At 67.3% G+C, this 20669-nt stretch carries 19 protein-coding genes; 8 read left to right on the forward strand and 11 right to left on the reverse strand.

The window, feature by feature from the left end; translation table 11 throughout:
- Positions 1–17: 17 nt before the first annotated feature.
- The 7 genes from H7K45_RS09735 to H7K45_RS09765 all read right to left on the reverse strand — a co-directional run bounded on the left by H7K45_RS09735 (position 18) and on the right by H7K45_RS09765 (position 6996).
- Positions 18–386, reverse strand: coding sequence for a nuclear transport factor 2 family protein (locus H7K45_RS09735; RefSeq protein ID WP_263995575.1), 369 nt, complete (start codon positions 384–386; stop codon positions 18–20).
- 54 nt (positions 387–440) lie between these two features.
- Positions 441–1301 (reverse strand): EamA family transporter, encoded by an 861-nt coding sequence (locus H7K45_RS09740; protein WP_263995576.1) that lies wholly within the window; start codon positions 1299–1301, stop codon positions 441–443.
- A 3-nt stretch (positions 1302–1304) separates the two neighbouring features.
- Entirely contained in the window at positions 1305–2747 is a 1443-nt protein-coding gene (gene pntB / locus H7K45_RS09745; RefSeq protein ID WP_263995577.1) for a Re/Si-specific NAD(P)(+) transhydrogenase subunit beta, read from the reverse strand.
- A 4-nt stretch (positions 2748–2751) separates the two neighbouring features.
- On the reverse strand, positions 2752–4278 hold the full coding sequence (locus H7K45_RS09750; RefSeq protein ID WP_263995578.1) for a Re/Si-specific NAD(P)(+) transhydrogenase subunit alpha: 1527 nt from the start codon (positions 4276–4278) through the stop codon (positions 2752–2754).
- A gap of 20 nt (positions 4279–4298) precedes the next feature.
- Positions 4299–5390: a PrsW family glutamic-type intramembrane protease gene (locus H7K45_RS09755; protein WP_263995579.1), complete on the reverse strand. Its 1092-nt coding sequence runs from the start codon at positions 5388–5390 to the stop codon at positions 4299–4301.
- Complete coding sequence (locus H7K45_RS09760; protein ID WP_263995580.1) at positions 5387–5926, reverse strand: hypothetical protein; 540 nt, start codon at positions 5924–5926, stop codon at positions 5387–5389. Before H7K45_RS09760 ends, H7K45_RS09755 begins: the two co-directional genes overlap by 4 nt.
- A gap of 65 nt (positions 5927–5991) precedes the next feature.
- Positions 5992–6996, reverse strand: coding sequence for a magnesium transporter CorA family protein (locus H7K45_RS09765; protein WP_263995581.1), 1005 nt, complete (start codon positions 6994–6996; stop codon positions 5992–5994).
- Between the two features lie 106 nt (positions 6997–7102).
- Here H7K45_RS09765 and H7K45_RS09770 point away from each other — a divergent pair, with 106 nt between their 5' ends.
- Positions 7103–7447, forward strand: coding sequence for a hypothetical protein (locus H7K45_RS09770; RefSeq protein WP_263995582.1), 345 nt, complete (start codon positions 7103–7105; stop codon positions 7445–7447).
- Here H7K45_RS09770 and H7K45_RS09775 read toward each other — a convergent pair.
- On the reverse strand, positions 7444–8232 hold the full coding sequence (locus tag H7K45_RS09775; RefSeq protein ID WP_263995583.1) for a SigB/SigF/SigG family RNA polymerase sigma factor: 789 nt from the start codon (positions 8230–8232) through the stop codon (positions 7444–7446). The genes H7K45_RS09770 and H7K45_RS09775 overlap by 4 nt on opposite strands.
- Before the next feature lie 470 nt (positions 8233–8702).
- Between H7K45_RS09775 and H7K45_RS09780 the strand changes: the two genes are divergently transcribed.
- The 7 genes from H7K45_RS09780 to H7K45_RS09810 all read left to right on the forward strand — a co-directional run bounded on the left by H7K45_RS09780 (position 8703) and on the right by H7K45_RS09810 (position 17158).
- Positions 8703–9566 (forward strand): ABC transporter permease, encoded by an 864-nt coding sequence (locus tag H7K45_RS09780; RefSeq protein WP_263995584.1) that lies wholly within the window; start codon positions 8703–8705, stop codon positions 9564–9566.
- Positions 9563–10591, forward strand: a complete 1029-nt coding sequence (locus tag H7K45_RS09785) for a taurine ABC transporter substrate-binding protein (protein ID WP_263995585.1) — start codon at positions 9563–9565, stop codon at positions 10589–10591. The genes H7K45_RS09780 and H7K45_RS09785 overlap by 4 nt, the downstream gene beginning before the upstream one ends.
- Positions 10575–11348, forward strand: a complete 774-nt coding sequence (locus tag H7K45_RS09790; RefSeq protein ID WP_263995586.1) for an ABC transporter ATP-binding protein — start codon at positions 10575–10577, stop codon at positions 11346–11348. Before H7K45_RS09785 ends, H7K45_RS09790 begins: the two co-directional genes overlap by 17 nt.
- A gap of 513 nt (positions 11349–11861) precedes the next feature.
- A complete protein-coding gene (locus tag H7K45_RS09795) occupies positions 11862–12848 on the forward strand; it encodes a glycosyltransferase family 2 protein (protein WP_263995587.1) in 987 nt (328 codons plus the stop codon).
- 29 nt (positions 12849–12877) lie between these two features.
- On the forward strand, positions 12878–14494 hold the full coding sequence (locus H7K45_RS09800; RefSeq protein ID WP_308206394.1) for a glycosyltransferase family 2 protein: 1617 nt from the start codon (positions 12878–12880) through the stop codon (positions 14492–14494).
- Positions 14494–16248: a glycosyltransferase family protein gene (locus H7K45_RS09805; protein ID WP_263995588.1), complete on the forward strand. Its 1755-nt coding sequence runs from the start codon at positions 14494–14496 to the stop codon at positions 16246–16248. The genes H7K45_RS09800 and H7K45_RS09805 overlap by 1 nt, the downstream gene beginning before the upstream one ends.
- Before the next feature lie 64 nt (positions 16249–16312).
- The gene (locus tag H7K45_RS09810; RefSeq protein WP_263995589.1) at positions 16313–17158 is read left to right on the forward strand and encodes a glycoside hydrolase family 16 protein; all 846 of its coding nucleotides are present in this window, start codon (positions 16313–16315) and stop codon (positions 17156–17158) included.
- 256 nt (positions 17159–17414) lie between these two features.
- On the opposite strand, the gene H7K45_RS09815 is transcribed toward H7K45_RS09810, so the two are convergent.
- From H7K45_RS09815 to H7K45_RS09825, 3 genes are read right to left on the reverse strand one after another with little or no spacing between them, the layout of a single operon-like run.
- Positions 17415–18182, reverse strand: a complete 768-nt coding sequence (locus H7K45_RS09815; RefSeq protein WP_263995590.1) for an alpha/beta fold hydrolase — start codon at positions 18180–18182, stop codon at positions 17415–17417.
- A gap of 36 nt (positions 18183–18218) precedes the next feature.
- Complete coding sequence (locus H7K45_RS09820) at positions 18219–19382, reverse strand: glycosyltransferase family 4 protein (protein ID WP_263995591.1); 1164 nt, start codon at positions 19380–19382, stop codon at positions 18219–18221.
- Positions 19379–20668: a lipopolysaccharide biosynthesis protein gene (locus H7K45_RS09825; protein WP_263995592.1), complete on the reverse strand. Its 1290-nt coding sequence runs from the start codon at positions 20666–20668 to the stop codon at positions 19379–19381. The genes H7K45_RS09820 and H7K45_RS09825 overlap by 4 nt, the downstream gene beginning before the upstream one ends.
- Between the last annotated feature and the right edge of the window lies 1 nt (position 20669).

Here is a 20669-nt window from a genome sequence, read left to right on the forward strand (position 1 = left end):
CACCATATCGCCGGGTCTCACGCAGGCGGAATGAGGACCGTCCAGAGGTCGGTGATGACCCCGTCGGCGATCACGGCAGCGTCGAAGCCCGTCATCTGTTCCGCGCCGTTCGAGTCGACCAGGCGCCACGCCAGGTAGCCGAAGCCGGGCAGCTCGTGGACGGGGCCGGCCGCCTCGAACTGGAGATCGCCGATGCCCGCTTGCAGGCCAACGCATTTGGCCTCTAGGCCGGCGTGCCCGACGGTCACCCCTTCGGCGTCGGTCCACCGCACCTCGGCGGCATAGGTACGTAGCGTGGCGGCGCGACGCTTCTCGGCGTCGCGTTCGTTGAACACCGCCATCAGGTTGTCGTGCATCAGCGTCTCGATGGAGCCCGTCGCGGCCACTGTTCTCCTCCAGGTCTGGGATTCTGTAACAGAACATATAAAACCACGTCACCGTCAGTCCCGGGAGACCACCACCAGGGCCGCCATCACCAGTGCGATGCCGACCACCTCGGCGACCGTCGGGCGCTGTGCCAGGGCGACGGCACCGACGATGGCTGCCGTCGCGGGCAGGAGGGCGAGCAGCAGCGCGAACCGGGCCCGCCCCACCCGCCTCAGCACCACCTGGTCGAGCCCGTACGGCACCGCCGTCGACAGCACGCCCACCGCAGCGCCCAGCGCCCAGGTGCGCGGGTCGGCGAACACCGAGGCGTCGTGGAGCACCTGACGGGCCAGCAGCGGCGCTGCAAGCACGACGGCCGCCACCGCCATCCCGATGGCGAGTGAGTCCAGACCCGAGCCCGCGTCGGCGACCCGTTTGCCGAGCAGAATGTAGCCGGCCCACAATGCCGCGGCGACCAACGCGAACGCGACACCCGCGGGGTCGGCGTCGAGCTGCACCCCGGCCGCCAGCGCCACCCCGGCGGCCGCGAGGACGACGGCGACGACGTCGGTGGCCCGTCGCGAACCCAGCACGGCCACGGCGATCGGACCGACGAACTCGACGGCCACCGCGGTGCCAAGCGGGATGCGGTCGATGGCCTCGAAGAACGCGACGTTCATTCCCACCGTGACGACACCGAAGCCGCCGGCGACGGCGATCGACCGGCGCGTCCAGTCGCCACGCCACGGTCGCCGCCAGACGACGAGCGCGACGGCCGCCGCCGCCGCTCGCAACCAGGCCACGGCCATCGGATCGGTGGTCTGAAACAGGAACACTCCGACCGCGGCGCCCACGTACTGCGATACGGCGCCGACGACGAAGAACAGCGGCACCGACCACCCGGGAACGGCTCTGAAGTCAGTCCCGATGGTCACGTCCTAGCGGCTGAGCGCGGCGGACTCCAGGGCCGAGTTGATCGCGTCGACCCGGTCTTTGGCGTCGCCGAAGAGCATCTGGGTGTTCTCGCGGAAGAACAGCGGGTTCTGCACGCCGGCGTACCCCGAGGCCATGGAGCGCTTGAAGACGATGACGTTCTCGGCGTTCCACACCGTGAGGACGGGCATGCCTGCGATGGGGCTGCTCGGATCCTCCGACGCGGCCGGGTTGACCGTGTCGTTGGCGCCGATCACCAGGACCACCGACGTGTCGTCGAAGTCGTCGTTGATCTCGTCCATCTCCAGCACGATGTCGTAGGGCACCTTGGCCTCGGCCAGGAGCACGTTCATGTGACCGGGCAGGCGACCCGCGACGGGGTGGATGCCGAAGCGGACGTTCACCCCGCGGTCGCGGAGCTTGCGGGTCAGGTCGGCGACGCCGTACTGCGCCTGAGCGACGGCCATGCCGTAACCGGGGGTGATGATCACCGAGCTCGCCGAGCTGAGCAGTTCTGCGGCCCCCTCGGCGTTGATCTCGCGGTGCTCGCCGTAGTCCTTGTCCTCCGCCGGGCCAGCCTCGATTCCGAAACCGCCCGCGATGACCGAGATGAACGAGCGGTTCATGGCCTTGCACATGATGTAGGACAGGTAGGCACCGGAGGAGCCGACGAGCGCGCCGGTCACGATCAGGAGGTCGTTGGACAGCAGGAAGCCCGACGCCGCCGCGGCCCAGCCGGAGTAGCTGTTGAGCATCGAGACCACCACCGGCATGTCGCCACCGCCGATGGAGGCGACCAGGTGCCAGCCGAGCACCAGTGCGAGCACGGTGACGGCGATCAGCAGCCACAGCTGCGGGCTGATGACGAACCACACCGTGAGTGCGAAGAACACCACCACGGCGCCGACGTTGAGGACGTTCTTGCCCGGCAGCATCAACGGGGTGGACTTGATGCGCGCGGAGAGCTTGAGGTTGGCCACGATCGACCCCGTGAACGTGACGGCGCCGATGAACACGCCGATGAAGACCTCGGCGGAGTGGATGCCCAGCAGACCTTGGCCGTCGAGCACGGCGGCTTCGGCGCCGGTGGGGTCACCCTCGACGTGCAGGTAGCCGTTCCAGCCGACCAGCACCGCGGCCAGGCCTACGAAGGAGTGCAGCAGCGCGATCAGCTCGGGCATGCCCGTCATCTCCACGACGCGGGCGCGCCACAGGCCGATCGCGGCACCGATTGCCATCGCGGCGACCAGCAGGCCGATGCCAAGCGGCTCGATGTGACGGGAGATCGCCAGCGCGATGGTGGCGACCAGCGCCACGGTCATGCCCGCGATGCCGAAGCTGTTGCCCGAGCGCGAGGTCTCGTGCTTGGACAGTCCGGCCAGCGCCATGATGAACAGCAGTGCCGCGACGACGTAGGCGGCCGTCGCCGCAGTTTCCAGGGTGAACACGGTGCTAGCTCCTCGAGAACATGGCGAGCATGCGGCGAGTCACCGCGAAGCCACCGAAGACGTTGATGCTGGCCAGCAGGATCGCTACGAAGGCCAAGGAGGTGATGACGGGATCGCCGTGCCCGATCTGCAGTAGCGCGCCGACGACGATGATGCCGGAGATCGCGTTGGTGACCGACATCAGCGGCGTGTGCAGCGCGTGGTGCACGTGCCCGATGACGTAGTAGCCGATCACGATTGCCAGCGCGAACACCGTCAGGTGCACCTGCAGTGCGGCCGGGGAGAGCGCGATGAGGACGAACAGCACCGCGGCCGCGGCGAAGGTGAGGCCCAGCCGGCGGCCGGCGCTCATCGGCTCCTTGACGGGCTTGGCCGCGACGGGCGCAGCCGCGGCGGCGGCGGCCGGGGCGGCCGACACCTGTACCGGCGGTGGCGGCCAGGTGATCTCGCCCTCGCGCACCACGGTCACCGACCGCTGCACCACATCCTGGAAATCGAGTCGAAGTTCGCCGTCCTTCTCCGGGGTGAGCAGCTTGAGCAGGTTGACCAGGTTGGTGCCGTAGAGCTGCGACGCGGTCGCGGGCAGCCGCCCGGCGAGGTCGGTGTAGCCGATGATCGTCACCCCGTTGTCGGTGACGACCGCCTGATCCTTGACCGTGCCCTCGACGTTGCCGCCGTTGGCCGCGGCCATGTCCACGATGACGCTGCCCGGCTTCATCGAGGCCACCATCTCGGCGGTGATGATGCGCGGTGCGGGCCTGCCGGGGATGAGCGCGGTGGTGATGACGATGTCGACGTCGCCGGCCTGCTCGGCGTAGAGCGCCGCCTCGCGGGCCTTGTAGTCCTCGCCCATCTCCTTGGCGTAGCCGGTGGCCGACACCTCGGCGGCCTCCGGGTCGACGTAGAGGTATTCACCACCAAGGGACTTCACTTGGTCGGCCACCTCGGGCCGAGGGTCGGTGGCGCGCACGACCGCGCCCATGCTGCCTGCGGCGCCGATGGCGGCCAGCCCGGCCACGCCTGCGCCGACGACGAGCACCTTGGCCGGTGGGACCTTGCCCGCCGCGGTCACCTGCCCGGTGAAGAACCGGCCGAAGGCGTGCGCGGCTTCGACGACGGCGCGATAGCCGGCGATGTTGGCCATCGAGGACAGCACGTCCAGCGACTGGGCACGGGAGATGCGGGGGACGGCGTCCATTGCCAGCACCGTCACGGGCCGGGCGGACAACGCCTCGAGGAGTTCGGGCTTCAGCGCCGGCGAGATGAGGCTGACGAGCGTCGCACCGTCCCGAAGCGCGCCGATCTCGTCGTCGGACGGCGCGTTGACCTTGAGGACCACCTCGGAGCTCCAGGGGTCCCCGACGCTGGCGCCCGCGTCGAGGTAGGCGGCGTTGGAGAAGCTCGACGCTTCGCCGGCGCCGGACTCTACGACGACGGAGTAACCCAGTTTGAGGAGCTGGCCGACGGTCTGCGGTGTGGCGGCGACGCGCGTCTCACCCGCGTGAGACTCGCGTGGGATCCCGATCTGCATCCGAAGAGTCTCGCATTTGCTCAACGTGTCGTTGCGCACACCTCGGCCGACGCGATGCGGTCCAGCGCCCACCGCTGCTGTGCCGCCACTGCCTTCTTGACGGTTCGCCCGCCCGCTCGGCGGGCCCGCCGACGCAGTGCGCGGCGTCGACGTGCGGTGGGCAGCGAGTCCAGCACCGCCGCGTCCACCCCGGCCAGGGGCATGTCATCGCGGCCCAGCGCGATGCGGTCGACGACCCGCCGACGCTCGTAGCGCAGCAGGAGGAGCACCGCGGTCACGAAGACGGCGATGTTGACGGCGAACTTCCACCACACGCTGGGCACGGGACCGTCCCAGACGAAGTGCATGAACGACGCGGAGAAGAAGAGCACCCCGGCCACGCTTACCCGACGTAGCCGGCACCAGCCGACGTCGTTGGCGAACGTCGGTAGTAGCAGCAGTACGCCCACGGCCGCCAACCCGGTGTAGGCCCAGTGCGCTGGGACCGCGGTGATCGCACGCACCAGCAGGCTGCCACCGGCTCCGCTGGTGTCGGAGTCCAAGCTGCCGATGGCCTCGTTGGTGGCGTAGGTGAGGTCTTCGGCGATGTCGAAGCCGAAGCCGACGAACATGCCGACGAGCAGCGCGTGGGAGATGCGGTTGAAGGACGACGCGCACAGCACCAGGACGACGGCGGCGCACATCGCCTTGGCGGCCTCCTCGACGAAGGGCGCGGTCAGTGCGGCCGACCAGTCGGCGTAGACGTCCGGCGGCAGGTAGCGGGCCCAGATCTGCCCGAGTTGGTCGTTGCCCAGCATGGCCATCGCCAGCGCGGTACTGGCGCCTAGCGCCGAACCGGCCACCAGGCCCTGCTTGTAGGGCCGCACGGTGCGGAACGGATCGCAGACGAACATCAGCCACAGCAGGAACGCCATCAGCGCCAACCACGCGGGCGCCAGGACGAGTTGCGCGTCGAGCGTCTCGTGGAAGGCCTGGCCGTAGTCGTTGAGCACCGACAGGATGCCGGCCAGCAGCGCCGCCGCGTACAGCCAGAAGACCCACGATTCGGGGCGGTAGACGACGGCGGGTCGCGACGTGACGCCGCGGGGCGGGTCGAGGAGTTCGGCGGTCATGACTGCTCCCTGGAGAACGGCGCGACGACGTCGGCGATGGCGGGGGTCGAGCGACCGCTGCTGCCGAGCGCAATCACCGAGAGCATGACGTCGCCGTCGGACAGATAGGCGCAGGTTCCGGTGGCCTGGTCGGTGAGCGCCACGCAGGTGTCGCCCGACAGCGATCCGTCGGCGGTGGCGACGCGGCCACCGTCGAGGGTGGTGTGGACGTCGCCCACGCGGTTGGACCGCATCAGCCGTCGCGCGACGGCGTCGGGGTCGCGGCCGTCGAGGTCGTAGACCTGGACGAATACGGCACCATCGTCACCGCGCAGGATGGCTTGGTCGCCGAGATCCTGAACCTGCCAGCCGTCGGGCGCGACGATGGCGACCGCCGCTCCCGCCACACTCGTCAACGTCATGGCGTCGGTGGATTGGGCGGACTCCCACTCCTTCTCCGGCAACCACGAGTTGACCAGGGTCGGTATCCCCGGCACGGCCAGCAAACCCAGGGCCAAGGCCAGAGCCGGTCCCCGTTGCACGAGCTTCGTCCCCACGATCGGTCAATGTAGTGCCACGACGGCGACCGCGCTCGGCAATTGACGGGTACGTCAAGCGCGTGTCACAGCCAATCCCTCCGCCGGAACATCACGTACAGGATCGCCACCAGCAGCACGATGACCGCCGAGCTGGCGACGAAGCCCGCCACCGTGTTGATCCCCGGGTATTCGACGTTCTGGCCGTAGAAGCCGGTGACCGCGGTCGGGACGGCGATGATCGCCGCCCACCCCGTCAGCTTCTTCATCACGGTGTTCAGCCGTGCGTCCTGCAGCGACAGGTTGGTCTCGAACACGGTGGTGACCATGTCGCGAAGCGATTCCGTCCACTCCGAGGCCCGCAGCACGTGGTCGTAGAGGTCGTCGTAGAGCGGGTTGAGCTCCGGTGAGGTCTTGGAGTCGAGCCGTCGCGTCTTGATGGCGCTGACGACTTCTCGCATCGGCAGCACCACGCGGCGCAGTTCGACCAGATCCTTGCGGTAGCGAAACGTGCGGCGCTGCAGTCCACGGCGGGGACCGCTCTCGTCGAACAATTCGTCCTCGAGCGACTCGATGCCGTCGTCGAGGGTCTGCACGGCGTCGAAGTGGCCGTCGACCACGACGTCGAGCAGACCGTGCACCAGTGCCGCCACGCCGTACTGCTGCCCGCCGAGCTCGTCGAACCGCTGGGAGACCTCGTCCATGGCGAAACCCGGATCGTCGCCGGCCAGCGGGGGTAGGCGCACGGTGATGAGACCGTGCGGCAGCACGAACGCCGAGATGCGGTGCTTCACCAACGTCGACGTCGAGTCGTCGACGGGGTCGAGCATCTGAATGGCGTAGACGGTGAAGAACGTGTGCGTGCGGTAGACCGTCGCCTTGGTGCGCTCGTTGGGCGCCGTCGCGTCCTCGACCGCCCACACGTTGAGGCTGAGTTCCTTCGCCAACGCCATGAGCGTCTCGTGGTCCGGGTCGTAGACGTCGGCCCACACCAGGGTGTCCTCGGAGCTCAGGCAGTCGGAGATGGCGGAGAACGTGAAGCCCTCCACCGGTTTGCCGTCGACCCACATCCGTCCGCGCACCTCGGTCATGGCGTCATCATTGCGTAGTTGTCTGGCATCTCGGTTGGGCACCGATCCCGCAACGAGATTCACGGGCCCGATGCATTCGAATGGACGTGGCCCCACGATGGCTGTCATGAGCGTGGTGGTCGAACGGGGACTCGCACGATGTCCACGGTGCGTGGCCGTGGCCGACTACACCTTCGTCGAGTCCGGCCCCAATACGCTGTGTTACGAAGTGCAGTGCGGAAAGTGCGGGGAGGCCTACCGCGAGGTGCACACCCCGGTGGCACCGGCGTTCGCCGCCACCGCCGACGCGCTGGTGGTGTTGCCGCCGCCCGCTCGCCCGACGGCGCTGCAGCTGTTCGAACGACGGGTCGTGGCGTGGCTGCAGAGCGTGCGCGCCAAGATCGCATCCGTGCGCCACGGGCGAGGCCCCTCCCCGGTCGTCCAGGAAGGGGCCTCATCGGAGCGGGTCTAGATCTGGTCGCGCAGCTCCCGGAGGGTCTTCTCCAGGATGCGGGACACGTGCATCTGGGATACCCCGATCCGTTCGGCGATCTGGCTCTGCGTCATCGATTCGAAGAAGCGCAGGTACAGCACGGTGCGTTCGCGCTCGGGCAACGCTGCCAGCAGGGGACGAACCGTCTCCTGGTCGGTGATGCGGTCGAAGGAGAAGTCGACGTCCCCCACCGTGTCCGACACCATCCGCGGTGCGGAGTCCCCGCTGGAGACGGGTGCGTCGATGGAGTGCACCCGGTACGCCTCGGCGGCCAACAGACTGTCGACGATGTCCTCGCGCCGCATGTCCAGTAGCTCCGCCAACTGACCGGCAGTCGGCGCCTTACCCAGGGTCTGCGTCAATTCCATTGTGGCCCTGGTGATGTGGCCGTGACGGTCCTTGAGCCGACGCGGTACGTGCATCGACCAACCGTGATCTCGGAAGTGCCGTCGCACTTCGCCCATCATGGTCGGCACCGCGAAGGCCACGAAGTGCGAACCCTTGGTGTGGTCGAACCGGTTGACGGCCTTGACCAAACCCAGTCGGGCAACCTGTACCAGGTCCTCGATGTCCTCACCGCGGCCCCCGTAGTGGCGGGCGATGCGATCGGCCAGGGGCAGGCACCTGTTGAAGATGGCCTCACGGCGGCGGCCGAGGTCGGCGGCGTCGCACAGCGTTCGGAACATCTCCATGACGTCGGCGTATTCGTCGACCTCGGGCAGTTCTGGGGCGTCGGAGGCCGGACGTTCGAGCTCTACGGTCACGAGGTCACCATCCCGGCATAGTCGCTAGAGATGATTTCCGTTGTGCAGCAATGATCTTCCACAGTGGACCCCCTAACAGGCGTCCATGGACTTAGCGCGCACCAATGGGACACGGTGCAGCGACGAGCCCAATCCGTCTACGACGGAACCGGCAATTTGCCGTAACCTCACGGTGATGAGATGGGCACGGTCTCTCGCAGGGTGTCTCTACGAAATCGGTGCGGCCAAATAGTGTCGCGGGGCTTCAAGCCCGCTTTGCACTAAACGGGGAATGTCCTTACGGGACTTCTGCCACCCTACGCCCTCACTGCGTCTGCCGGTAGTTCGGCGACTAAAACTCGCGGTGAGCGCAGCTGTGTACATGCTGCCTGAAAGCCGATAGAACGATCCGGTGACGACGACCGAGGCTGCCTGCTGTCGCTGAACGCCTTCCGTCCAGCCCAGCCTGCCAAAAGAAAGTCGTAGGAATCGTGTCGGTCTTCGTAGACATCACCCCGGACGAGTCGCACGTCGACTCTCCGCGCGTGCGTACCTCCGCAAACCCCTGGCGCGGCCGGCTGACCAGGGCGGCCCTGCCCGTGCTGTCAGTCGTCGTCTTCGGCATCGGCTGGCAACTCGTCGCCGCCGCCGGGCTGTGGAATCAGACGTTCGTGCCCTACCCCAGCACTGTCTGGAAGGCGTTCGTCGACGTCTCGACCACCCACGACGGCACCCGCGGCTACGCCGGCTACTTGCTGTGGGAACACCTCTACATGACGCTGCGCCGCGTGCTGGTCGGCGTCGTGATCGGCGTCGGGCTCGGTGTTGCCCTCGGTCTCATCATGGGTTCGGTCGGTTGGGTGCGAAGCGTCCTGGAGCCGTGGCTGACGTTCCTGCGGGCACTGCCGCCGCTGGCGTACTTCTTCCTCCTGGTCATCTGGCTGGGCATCGACGAGGCACCGAAGATCACGCTGCTCGCGCTGGCCGCACTTCCGCCCGCCGCCGTCGCGACCACGGCCGCGGTGGTCGCCGCACCCGTCGGATTGACCGAGGCCGCCAGGGCACTCGGAGCGAGCCGCCTCCAGGTGATCCGCGACGTCGTGGTGCCCTCGGCGCTACCCGAGACGTTCACCGGCATCCGGTTGGCGGTCGGCATGGCCTACTCGTCGGTGGTCGCCGCCGAACTGTTCAACGGCATCCCCGGCATCGGCGGCCTCGTTAAGGACGCAAGCAACTACAACAACACCCCCGTGGTCCTGGTCGGCATCTTCGCCATCGGTTTCTCGGGCCTGATCATCGACGGTCTCCTTCGCGCCGTAGAACGGCGCGCCGTCCCTTGGAGAGGAAAGATATGAAGCTGAGGGCACTCCTCGTCGCGGCAGTCGTCTCGACCCTGGCGCTCGCCGGCTGCTCGGTGGACCACTCCGGTCAGGACGCCAGCAAGCCGACCATTCGCATTGGCTTCCAAACGTTTCCGAGCGGCGACCTAGTCGTCAAGAACAACAAGTGGCTCGAGACGGCGCTGCCGGACTACAACATCAAGTGGATCAAGTTCGACTCCGGCGCCGACATCAACACGGCATTCATCGCCAAGGAACTCGACTTCGGCGCGCTGGGCTCCAGCCCGGTGGCCCGCGGCCTGTCCGCGCCACTGAACATCCCCTACAAGGTCGCCTTCGTGCTCGACGTGGCGGGCGACAACGAGGCGCTGGTGGCCCGTAACGGCACCGGCGTCAACACGATCGCCGACCTGAGGGGCAAGCGGATCGGTACGCCGTTCGCGTCGACCGCGCACTACAGCCTGCTGGCCGCCTTGGCGCAGAACAACTTGTCGCCCACCGATGTTCAGCTCGTCGACCTCCAGCCCCAGGCCATCCTCGCGGCCTGGGAACGCGGTGACATCGACGCTGCCTACACCTGGCTGCCGACTCTCGACGACCTGCGCAAGACCGGCAAGGACTTGATCACCAGCCGTCAGCTGGCCAAGGACGGCAAGCCCACGCTGGACCTCGGTGCCGTCGCCGACGACTTCGCCACGGCACACCCCGAGGTCGTCGACAAGTGGCGTCAGCAGGAGGCGCGTGCCCTCTCGACCATCAAGGACGATCCCGCCGCCGCGGCCAAGGCCATCGCATCGGAGATCGGTCTGACGCCGGAAGCCGTTGAGGGACAGCTGAAGCAGGGCATCTACCTCACGCCCGAGGAGTTGACCTCCGCCGAGTGGCTCGGCACCGAGGCCGCGCCGGGCAAGATCGCCGACAATCTGGAGAGCGCGTCGCAGTTCCTCGCCGAGCAGAAGCAGATCCCGGCGGCGGCGCCGCTGAAGACGTTCCAGGACGCGATCTACACCAAGGGACTGCCCGATGCCCTCAAGCAGTGACGTCCGCGGCGGCGTGCGGATCGAGAACCTCGCGCACCGCTACGGAGACGTGACCGCGCTCGGCCCGGTCGACCTCGACGTCGAACCTGGCGCGTTCTTGGTGCTGGTCGGCGCTTCCGGGTGTGGCAAGAGCACCCTGTTGCGGCTGATCGCCGGATTCGAGGAACCGACCGCGGGCAGTGTCCGCGTGTCGGGCGACGCACCGAGTCCCGGGGTGACGGCAGGCGTCGTCTTCCAGCAGCCGCGGCTCTTCCCGTGGCGGACGGTCGGTGGCAACGTCGACTTGGCGCTGAAGTATGCCAAGGTGCCAAAGGAGCGGCGGGCCGAGCGGCGCGACCAGCTACTGCAGCGCGTCGGTCTCGAGGGCACCGCCGCCAGGAAGATCTGGGAGATCAGCGGCGGGCAGCAGCAGCGGGTCGCGATCGCACGGGCGTTGGCAGCCGAGACCCCGCTGTTCCTGCTCGACGAGCCGTTCGCGGCGCTCGACGCGCTGACGCGGGAGCGGTTGCAGGAGGACGTGCGCCAGGTGAGTGCCGAGACGGGCCGCACCACGGTCTTCGTCACGCACAGCGCGGATGAGGCGGCATTCCTGGGTTCCCGGATCGTCGTGCTGACCCGCAGGCCGGGTCAGGTTGCGCTGGACCTTCCGGTGGACCTGCCGCGCTCCGGCGTCGACCCCGACGAATTGCGGCGCTCACCCGAGTACACCCGGTTGCGGGCGGAAGTGGGCCGCGCGGTGAAGGCGGCAGCGGCGTAGCCGCTAATTGGGCGTGAGCGGCGTAGCCAGAGGACTCTCCCTGTCATCCGAACGTAGGACACGCCGAGGTTGCTGAATCTGCACATCGACGACCAGAACGAGACTCGCGGGGAACGTGTGGGGCGGCAACGGTCTGTGTTTCCGGCCGTAGGCAGCGACCGGATCTTACGGGCCGGGCGAGCCCGGACAGTAGATACCAAAAACTGTAAAGCGTTGTTGCACAGCTGATTTCACAGTGCACGCGAACGCAATGACGTCACGGTGCAGCAAAGGCAACCGACCGGCAGCTCGGCGGCGGGGCGGGGCAGCAGGGGCGTTTCTGTTGCGGGGCGCCTGAGCCCGGGATACATTTGCGGCGGTTGTCAAAGTTGGCTGTGACTGCAGCCGGGGGCCGTATCGAGAGATCGATTGGCAGGAATTGACTGTCCGCTTCGCACGCTGAAGTGCCGCACTTGTCTTGCCCATAGGTGTGGCGACCCTGCGTGTGATGCGGGCGGAGGGGGCGGGTCGGTCATGATCGAAACCACTGCGCGCGCCGAAGCGGGCGTGGCGACGCGGACGTCGCTGACGGTCGTGGTGTGTGCCTATACCGAAGAACGGTTGCCACTGCTGGTCGAGTCGCTCGACGCACTCCTGTCGCAATTGCACGCGACGGACGAACTCATCGTCGTGATCGACTACAACGAGAAGCTGCTGACCACGATTGGCGAGCGCTATGCGCGACGCGCCGTCGTGCTCGAGAATCGTTGTGCGCGTGGTCTTTCCGGGGCGCGGAACACCGGCGTGGCCGCCGCGACTCGCGACGTGGTCGCCTTCGTCGACGACGACGCGACGATAGCGCCGGGGTGGGTAGAGGCCATGTGCCGCGGCTACGGGCAGCCGCAGGTGGCCGGGATCGGCGGATACGCGCAACCGGTCTGGCCCGGTCGGAGGCCGGGCTGGTTTCCGCCCGAATTCGACTGGGTCGTCGGATGTAGCCACCTAGGCCTTCCCCGCAGCGCCGCGCCGGTCCGCAACTTCATCGGCTGCAACATGTCCTTCCGCCGGAGTGTGCTGACCGAAGCGGGGGACTTCAGCACGGCGATCGGTCGGGTCGGCAACCGCCCCGTCGGATGCGAGGAGACCGAGCTGTGCATCAGGATCTCCCAACGTGATCCGTCGACCACGTTGATGTTCGACCCCAACGTCGTCGTCCGGCATTCGGTTAGCGAAAATCGGGTCACCGTCAAGTATTTCCTGGACCGGTGCTTCTCGGAGGGGCTCTCCAAGTACAAGGTGAGCGGTATGGTGGGCCGGTCCGACGGGCTCAGCAGCGAACGTGACTACGTGTTGACGGTCCTGCCATTCGGTGTGGTGCGGGGGCTCGTCGACGCGGTACGAGGCGGCGGTGCAGTTCGCCGGGCCGCCGCCGGGCGCAGCCTCGCCATCGTGGTCGGATGCGCCGCCACGGTGACCGGCTATCTCTACGCGATGACCCACGCTCGTCTTGGTCTGACATGACCGCGACGCTGTCAGACCTTGAGTCGGTCATGCCGACCGACGATGCTCCGGAGTGGCCGTCTGCCACGTGGATCGGAACGTTGGATCTGCCGGTCGAATTCGCCGACTCGATACGAGTGCACGACAGTGGCGGCTATCGTCGCGCACGGTTGTTGCTGCGGCGCGAAGGCCGGCCAGTCGCGTTCGTGTACAGCGAGATCGAGGACGGAAATCTGGATGCCGCCCGCCTCAGGGAGCTCGTTGCGCCGTGGAATGGCGGCGACGAACCTCCTGCAGAGGAATCGCCCGACGGTGACGTCGTGCAACTTCCGACGATGAGCGTCGTGATCTGTACCAGGGACCGGTTGGACTTGCTCCGAGAGGCCTTGGCTTCGGTCCTGAGGTGCGACTATCCCGACTTCGAAGTGATCGTCGTCGACAACGCCTCCTCTGACGACAGTTGTGTGAAATTCGTCGAGATACTTGGTGATCCGCGTGTGAGAGCGGTGACCGAGCCACGACCGGGACTGGCGGTGGCCCGGAACACGGGCGTCCTGGAAGCCCGGGGGGAATTCGTCGCCTTCACCGACGACGACGTCGTCGTCGAACCGAGGTGGCTTCGGTGGTTGGCCACTGCGGCGACCGGATCCGACCGCATCGGCTGTGTCACCGGACTGGTGCCCAGCGGCGAACTGCGCACGCCGACGCAGCAGTACTTCGAGAGTCAGGTCCACTGGTCGAACAATCTGCAGCGCACCGTGTTCGACATGGCAACTCCGCCGCCCGGCGTGCCGCTGTTTCCGTTTCAGGTGGGTTTGTACGGAACCGGCGCGAGCTTCGCGATGCCGCGCGCTGTCGTGGTCGACCTCGGAGGATTCGACGAAGGACTCGGCGTGGGATCACCGACGGGTGGCGGCGAGGACATCGACATGTTCGTTCGGGTTCTCGCGAGCGGACGTCAGTTGGTCTACGAACCGGCGGCAATCGTGTGGCATCGACACCGGGCCGACGTCGACGCGCTGGTGACCCAGGCACGGGGATACGGTCTCGGACTCGGCGCATGGCTGACGAAGGTTGCGTGCAGCGGCACCCTGATGCCGTTGGCCCTGCGGAGGGCCGTCCGGGCGGCCGGGCATCTCCACGACGTGACGGCGCCGCCGAACGTCGAGGACTTCTCTCCGCCGGCCGACCTGCGTCGCGCTCACACGCGGGCCGTCGTCCGTGGGCCGCTCGCATACGCGACGTCTCGTCGCCAAGGTCGCCGGGCGCGTCCCCTGTCCCAGCTTCGCCGCGGGCGCCAGATCCCATGGGAGGTCAGCGATCAGAACACGTGGACCGCGAGACTTGCGGTGCTCGCGGGAACCTCCGGGGCCCTGTCGACTCTTCCGCTCGGTGCGGTACCGAGCGCGCTGCTGCTTCTGGTCCTGGTGTGCTGTGGAGGCGGAAGCGCCGTCACCTGCTGGCTGGACTTGCCGGCCGTGGCCGCGGCGGCGAGCGTCGTCGGCCTCAGCGTCGGCGCGATTATCGCCGTCGCCACCGCGATGGCGTGGATGGGTGCGTGGTACCCCATCCCGTCGTGCCTCGTGCTCTCGGCCGCGGTAGCCGCGGCCGGTGGCCTCCGCCTGTGGCAGGCATCAGCCAACGGCCCTTCCCTCACGGTCCCCTGATGGTGCTCGTCGCCGAGCCGGTGCCCCAGCTGACGGTCGTTCCACCAGAGACGATTTCGGCAGCCGAGCCTCGCCACTCGGACTATGTCCGCTATCTGGCGCCGATGATGTACCTGTACGCGATCGCCATGTGGGCCATGGGTGTCATGCTCGTTGGCGACGGCGCGCCGGCCGGCCAGTACGGTTTGTTGGCCACGCGTGGCGGGCTGCTCCTGGCGGTGGCGATGGTGGCCACGGTCGCCACGTTCCTGTATGCGCTGGCCGCGCGCCACCTCGCGCTCGCGGCGGTCGGCATCGGCATCGCCATTCTCGTGCAACGCGTCTCGGTGACGCTGGTGACCGAAATACCGATCTACACCTGGACTTACAAGCACATCGGCCTCGTCGACTACCTCCTGGTCAACCACGAGCTCGCCCCGGAATCGGTCGACGTCTACAACCAGTGGCCAGGTTTCTTCACGGCGATGGCCTGGTTCACGACCGTCGCGGGTGTCGACCCGGTCACCGTGGCGCACTGGTTCGCCCCCGCCACCCATCTCGTGACGGCGCTGCTGGTAGCCGCACTCGCGGTCGGTCTGGGACTGGACAAGAGAGCGGCGCTGGCCGCCGCGATGCTCGTGGAGTTGTGCAATTGGGTGGGCCAGGACTACTACTCGCCCCAGGCCGTCGCGCTGATCCTGGCCACCGCGTGCCTCACCCTGCTCGCCTACTCGAGGAGATACCCGGCCGCGGCATACCTGTCGGTCCTGGTGTTCGCCAGCCTCGTCGCCACCCACCAGTTGACGCCGGTGTGGCTGTGCGCGGCGGTCGTCGCGCTGGCGGCCCTTCGCCAGATCCGGCCGCTGTGGCTTCCCGTCGTGTACGTCGTCATCACGTTGGCCTACGTGGTGCCCAGGCTGGGGAACGTCTCCAGGTACGGAATCTTCACCGGCTCGAATCCGATGTCGAACGCGTCGTCGAACGTGCCGACCACGGGTTCGGCGGGGCGGCTGTTCACGATGCACGTCGACAGATCCCTCTCGGTGGCGCTGTGGGTGGCGGCAATCGTCTGCTTCCTGATCCTGTGGCGTCGAGTGGGCGCCCCGTGGGCCGCCGGAATCATGGCGTTCTCGTCGATGCTCCTGCTGGGCGGCCAAAGCTACGGAGGGGAGGCCATCTTCAGGGTCTTCCTGTACTCGCTGCCAGGTTGTGCGGTTCTGATCGCCCCCGTGCTGGTCGGCCTGCTCGACGGCCGGCGCAGGTTGGCGCGGTTGGTGGCCACGCCCCTGGTCACGCTCGGCCTGGTGGCGCTGTGCGTCGCCAGCATGCAGGGCTACTACGGCGGCTGGTCCTACCTCACGATGACCAGGACGCAACTCGAGCAAAGTCGATGGCTACTGGCACGCAACCCCGAAGGCGCCACCATCACGGTATTGGCGCCTGCCGGATGGCCCGAGCGGCCCAGCGCAGACTACGTCGGGCACGCGACCGTCGACGCCGACTACGACAAACCCCTCGTGACGCTGAAGGAATCGCTCTCGGACGGATTTCCCACCTCGTCTGACATCGACAGGATGGAGCAGTGGACCCGGGGCTCCGGCAAGACGGTCTACCTCGTGCTCCCACGCCAGGCGGGCACGTATTCCGACTACTACGGGCTGTTCCGGCCTGGCGCGATGCCTGCGTTGATCGACCAGCTCTCGAGCCGCCCAGCGTGGAACAAGGTCATCGACGACGAGAACACGGTGGTCTTCACGTACGCGGTCCAGAAATGAGGTCCACCAGACGATGAACGAGACCCCCGCAGGCGACTCGACGCCAAGATCACGCCGGCTCAGGATGAGTCTTCCACAGCCCCGGATGGCGCTCTTGGTGGCGACGTGCGTAGTCGCGTTCACCGCGATGGGAATTCACGCCGCGGTGAGTGAGCCGGCAGTGAAGAGCAGCGGCCTGGAACTCTTGGGTCAGATGACCCTCGTCAACAGTGAGGACTTCGCGGGCCCCGCAGGTGCGCCCCCCAACCCCAAGCTCTGGCATGCCGAGACCGGTGGTGGTGGATGGGGCAATCACGAATCGCAGGTCTACACCAACAGTCCCGACAACTTGCGTCTGGACGGCAACGGGCACTTGGTGATCGAAGCGCGACGCGCCGGGGATCTCATCACCTCGGCCCGGATCTCCACGGTGCGTCGGTTCGACTTCGACGACGGAATGATCCAGGCCCGCATCAAGATGCCGCGCGGCACCGGCATCCACCCTGCCTTCTGGATGCTGGGGTCGTCGTTGCCGGAGGTCGGATACCCGGCCGCCGGCGAGATCGACATCGTGGAAACCGTTGGTAAGGACGGTATCTCGCATGCAGCCGTGCATGGGCCGGGCGATCCGAGTCAGGTCGGTCCGCAGGGAAAGTGGAAGCTGTCGGCCGACTCCGCGGCGACTGCGGGATCGGACGACTTCCACACCTACTGGCTACGCAAGGGACCCGGATATCTCACGGTCGGCGTGGACGACCAGGCGTACGCGACCTTCCACCGTGACCAGGTGCCGACCGGAGGCACGTGGGTTCAGGATCAACCGTTCTTCCTGCTCTTGAATGTCGCCGTCGGAGGAGACTGGCCTGGACCAGTTGCCAAGGGAGCGCTGCCGGCCGAGATGCTCGTGGACTGGATTCGAATCTACAAGTGACCTGGTGGTCCGTTGCCGTCGGGAATCCTCCCGGACCGTCAGCGAGCACCTCGAGACAGCAGTCGTCGAAACCAGCTCGGGCGGCGAAACTTGGGGCACGTGCACAACGCGCATTCCGTTCCTGGCCGGTGGTGCGTGTGGGCGGCCTGTTCGTGCGAGCACTCACATACGTCGTTTGCCACGGTGCGCCACCCTACCTGCCGTGCGCTGACGGCCGTCGACGAACCGACGGGCAAGACTGGCACGGGGCCGCACCTCACGGTGGCAGGAGGGTGTCGAACCAGCTGACGACGTCCGAGCCCTGAATGCAGGAGGGGTCCAGATGATCTCCGCTGCAAGGTGCAGTCGAGACGTTCGCCACGCCACCAAATCGCCGTTGGAAGGCCAGAGCGTTGCCGTCGGTGGGAACCACCGAATCGGCCGGGGTCACGTAGAACCGCACGTATCGGCCCACCATGGCGCTCAACGGAAGCGCCAACGGGCTCTGGGTGGCGGCCGCCGAACCTGCGTAGCTGGCCTGAACCGCGGACCGGTAGGTCGGTGGGACGTGCTCGAGGTTCAGCAACGGGTTGATGGCGGCGAGTCCGCGCACGGAGACGTCGGTGCCCTGTTCGGTGCCCTGGTCGACGCCCTTGGCCATGAGATTCATCGCCGCCACCGTGCCCATCGACTCGGCGAGGAAATACGTCTCGTTCGTGCGGTACCGCTTGCCCGAATCGCGAATCAAGGCGGCGTAGTTCCGCTGAGACGACGGATTGCCGAAGGCGTTCCCGCCGGCATCGCTGGCCACGACTGCGTAACCGGCGTCGGTCAATGTGCGGACCAGATCCCGGTGTGGCTGATCCAGGTCGAGAATGTTCGCGTCGCGATCCAACCCGTGAAAGAAGACGACGACGGCCCGTATCCGAGTCTGGGTCTTGTACGCCTCGAGGACGTTCTGGCCGTCGACCGTCGTTCGTACGAAGACGAGCTCGGCCGAGGCGGACGAGCATCCGGCAATGACCGTCATCACGACGACGAGCACGGCGTGCGCCCACGAAAGACGCCCGAGGGCCAAGAGTCACCCGCCCGTCATGTCGCGATACAGCCGCGCGAAACCATCGGCTCGGACTGCGGCGGTGTACCGCGAGCGAACACGGTCCTGTCCGGCTCGGGCGATCTTCCGCCGAAGGGTTTCGTCACCGAGGAGACGTCCCAGGCCTACGGCGAGATCATGCGAATCGTTGGGGGCCACCAACAGTCCCGTCACCCCGTCGACGATGAACTCCAGCGGGCCACCGGCCGACGTCGCAATCACCGGCACACCGCACGCCTGTGCCTCGAGCAGGATCTGGCCGAACGGTTCTTCCACCGAGGGGCAGGCGAGGACGTCGACGGCACGCAGCGCCGCCGGTACGTCGTCGACCTGGGGGACCATCGTCAGGGCGTCACCAAGAACCCGTTCGCCCAGCGCCACGAGATGGGCCTGGTACGAGCCGTCGTCCTTGTTGGGCGATCCGACCAGCACCAGCTGCGCGTTCTGACCCGAGGCCCGTAGCTCGGCCACGGCCGAAATCAACACGTGCAAGCCCTTTTCCGGGTCGACACGCCCCACCGCGGCGATGGTGGGAACTCCGCTCAGTCCACCGAGCCGACGAGGCGGCCCGGCGGTGGCGCTGCTGTCCGAGAACTTCTCGACGTCGACGCCCTGCGCAATGACGACGACGTTCCGACGGGCCCAGGGCGGAAGTTGGTCACGCACCGCCTCGCTGACGGCAATGGCGTTGCCCGCGATTCGCACGGCCACCCCCATGACGAAGCGACCGATTCCGGGGGCGACGATGTCGTGCAATTCGAGTACGGTCGCGACGCGGGCGAGGCGGCCGGCGATGGCGCAGTCGACGTGCGTCATCAGGGAATTGGAGTGCACCACCTGGGCGCGACTGTGCTTGACCAGCTTCGTGATCCGCACGATCGACGTGATCGTCTTGCCGGGCAGACTCGCGAGAAGCGGGATCCCGTGGTACCCCTTGCCCGTGTTCGGGCGGAAGCCCTGACGCGAGGGAACGGTGAGCGGAAGGAAGCGAAGGCCACGATCCAGCCAGCCCTTTTCGAGCGCCCCTCCCGGCTCCGCGGCCAGCATCATGTCGACCCCGCGCGCGCTCAGGTGGTCCGAGACGTTGAAGAGGCTGTGCTCGGTCCCCATGACCTCTCGGGATGCGGAGACGGCGAGGACGCGGGTCACCCGGTCCTCCGTTGCTCCACCATGAATTGCACGCCCGCCGCCGCGGTCAACGCGACCTGATGAACCAGTAGCGCCACGGCCCCGCCGAGCGCTCCGTAGTCGCGGCAGAGGACGGGGAGGATGGCCAACATCAACGCTGCGGTGAATGCGTTGAAGATCAGCGGCATTCGCAGGTTGCGCCGGGACTGCTGCCATGCCGCCCAGACGAGATACGGGACACGTGCGAGCGTCGACGCGCACAGCACCGCGATGACGGCGAAGGCGCCCATCTGCCCGTATTGCGGGTTGAGGAACCGCAGTGCTGCCGGTACCACCGCGATCAACACGACGACACCGGCCAAGGTGACGGCGCCGGAACGAATCAGGATGGTGCGAGCCATGGTTCGGGTGTCCTCCGGAGAGCCGGAGGCGTGCACCACCAGCGACACCGACATGGACGCCCCGATGAAGTCGAGGGTCGTGACGAGCGAGACCGACAGTGCGAAGAGCGCACCTTGGCTTGGGCCGGCGTACACCGTCACCAGGAACGGCGTCAGAAGGAGCAGACCAAGCCCGAGCGTGCACAGGGCGACGGTCCGGACCACCAACCGGTTGAATTCGGAGACCGCCCGATCCTCCGATATCGAGGCGCCGGAGGGAAGGTCGTCGTTCGACTTCATGACCTGATTGATCCGCGGCCACAGTATCGCGACGAGCGCGGCCCCCGAGATCACCACTGCCAGTTCGACACTGTGCCAGCTCAGCGTGAAGGCCAGCAACGGCAGAATGACGATCTTGCCAATCCCGACCGCGATGTTGGCCACCGGCAGCCATTGCGCCCGGCCGACCGCCGCGACCGTCGAGTTCTGCAAGGCCCACGTTCCCCACACGACGATTCCAACGGCCACCAGGGCGGCGACGCCCCACGAACCGCGGACCTCGCGCAGCAGCATCGTGCAGCCGACCGCCCCGACGACGGCCGTCACCGAGATCAGCGCGAAGAACACGCGCTGACCGTGTCGATAGACCAGCCCCCGCGCCGGCCCGACCGCAGGCAACAGCGCAGTGTAGGCATCACCCACGCCCGTCGACACGATGGCGACGGCTGAGAGGATGACAGCCAAGACGGCGGTCATCACGCCTAGGTCCGCAGGTGAGATGAACTTGGCCGAGAATGCCCAGAAAGAGGCTCCGAGAACCGAATTCACCAATGAAGCAACTGCCATCGCGGCGGCGTCCCGCTGCACGCGCCGAACCCCGAAGCGCGCGCCGGCAACGCCCTCGACCGCCTGCGGTTCGACGGTCATG

The sequence above is a fragment of the Mycobacterium yunnanensis genome (genome assembly GCF_025823185.1).
Taxonomy (GTDB): domain Bacteria; phylum Actinomycetota; class Actinomycetes; order Mycobacteriales; family Mycobacteriaceae; genus Mycobacterium; species Mycobacterium yunnanensis.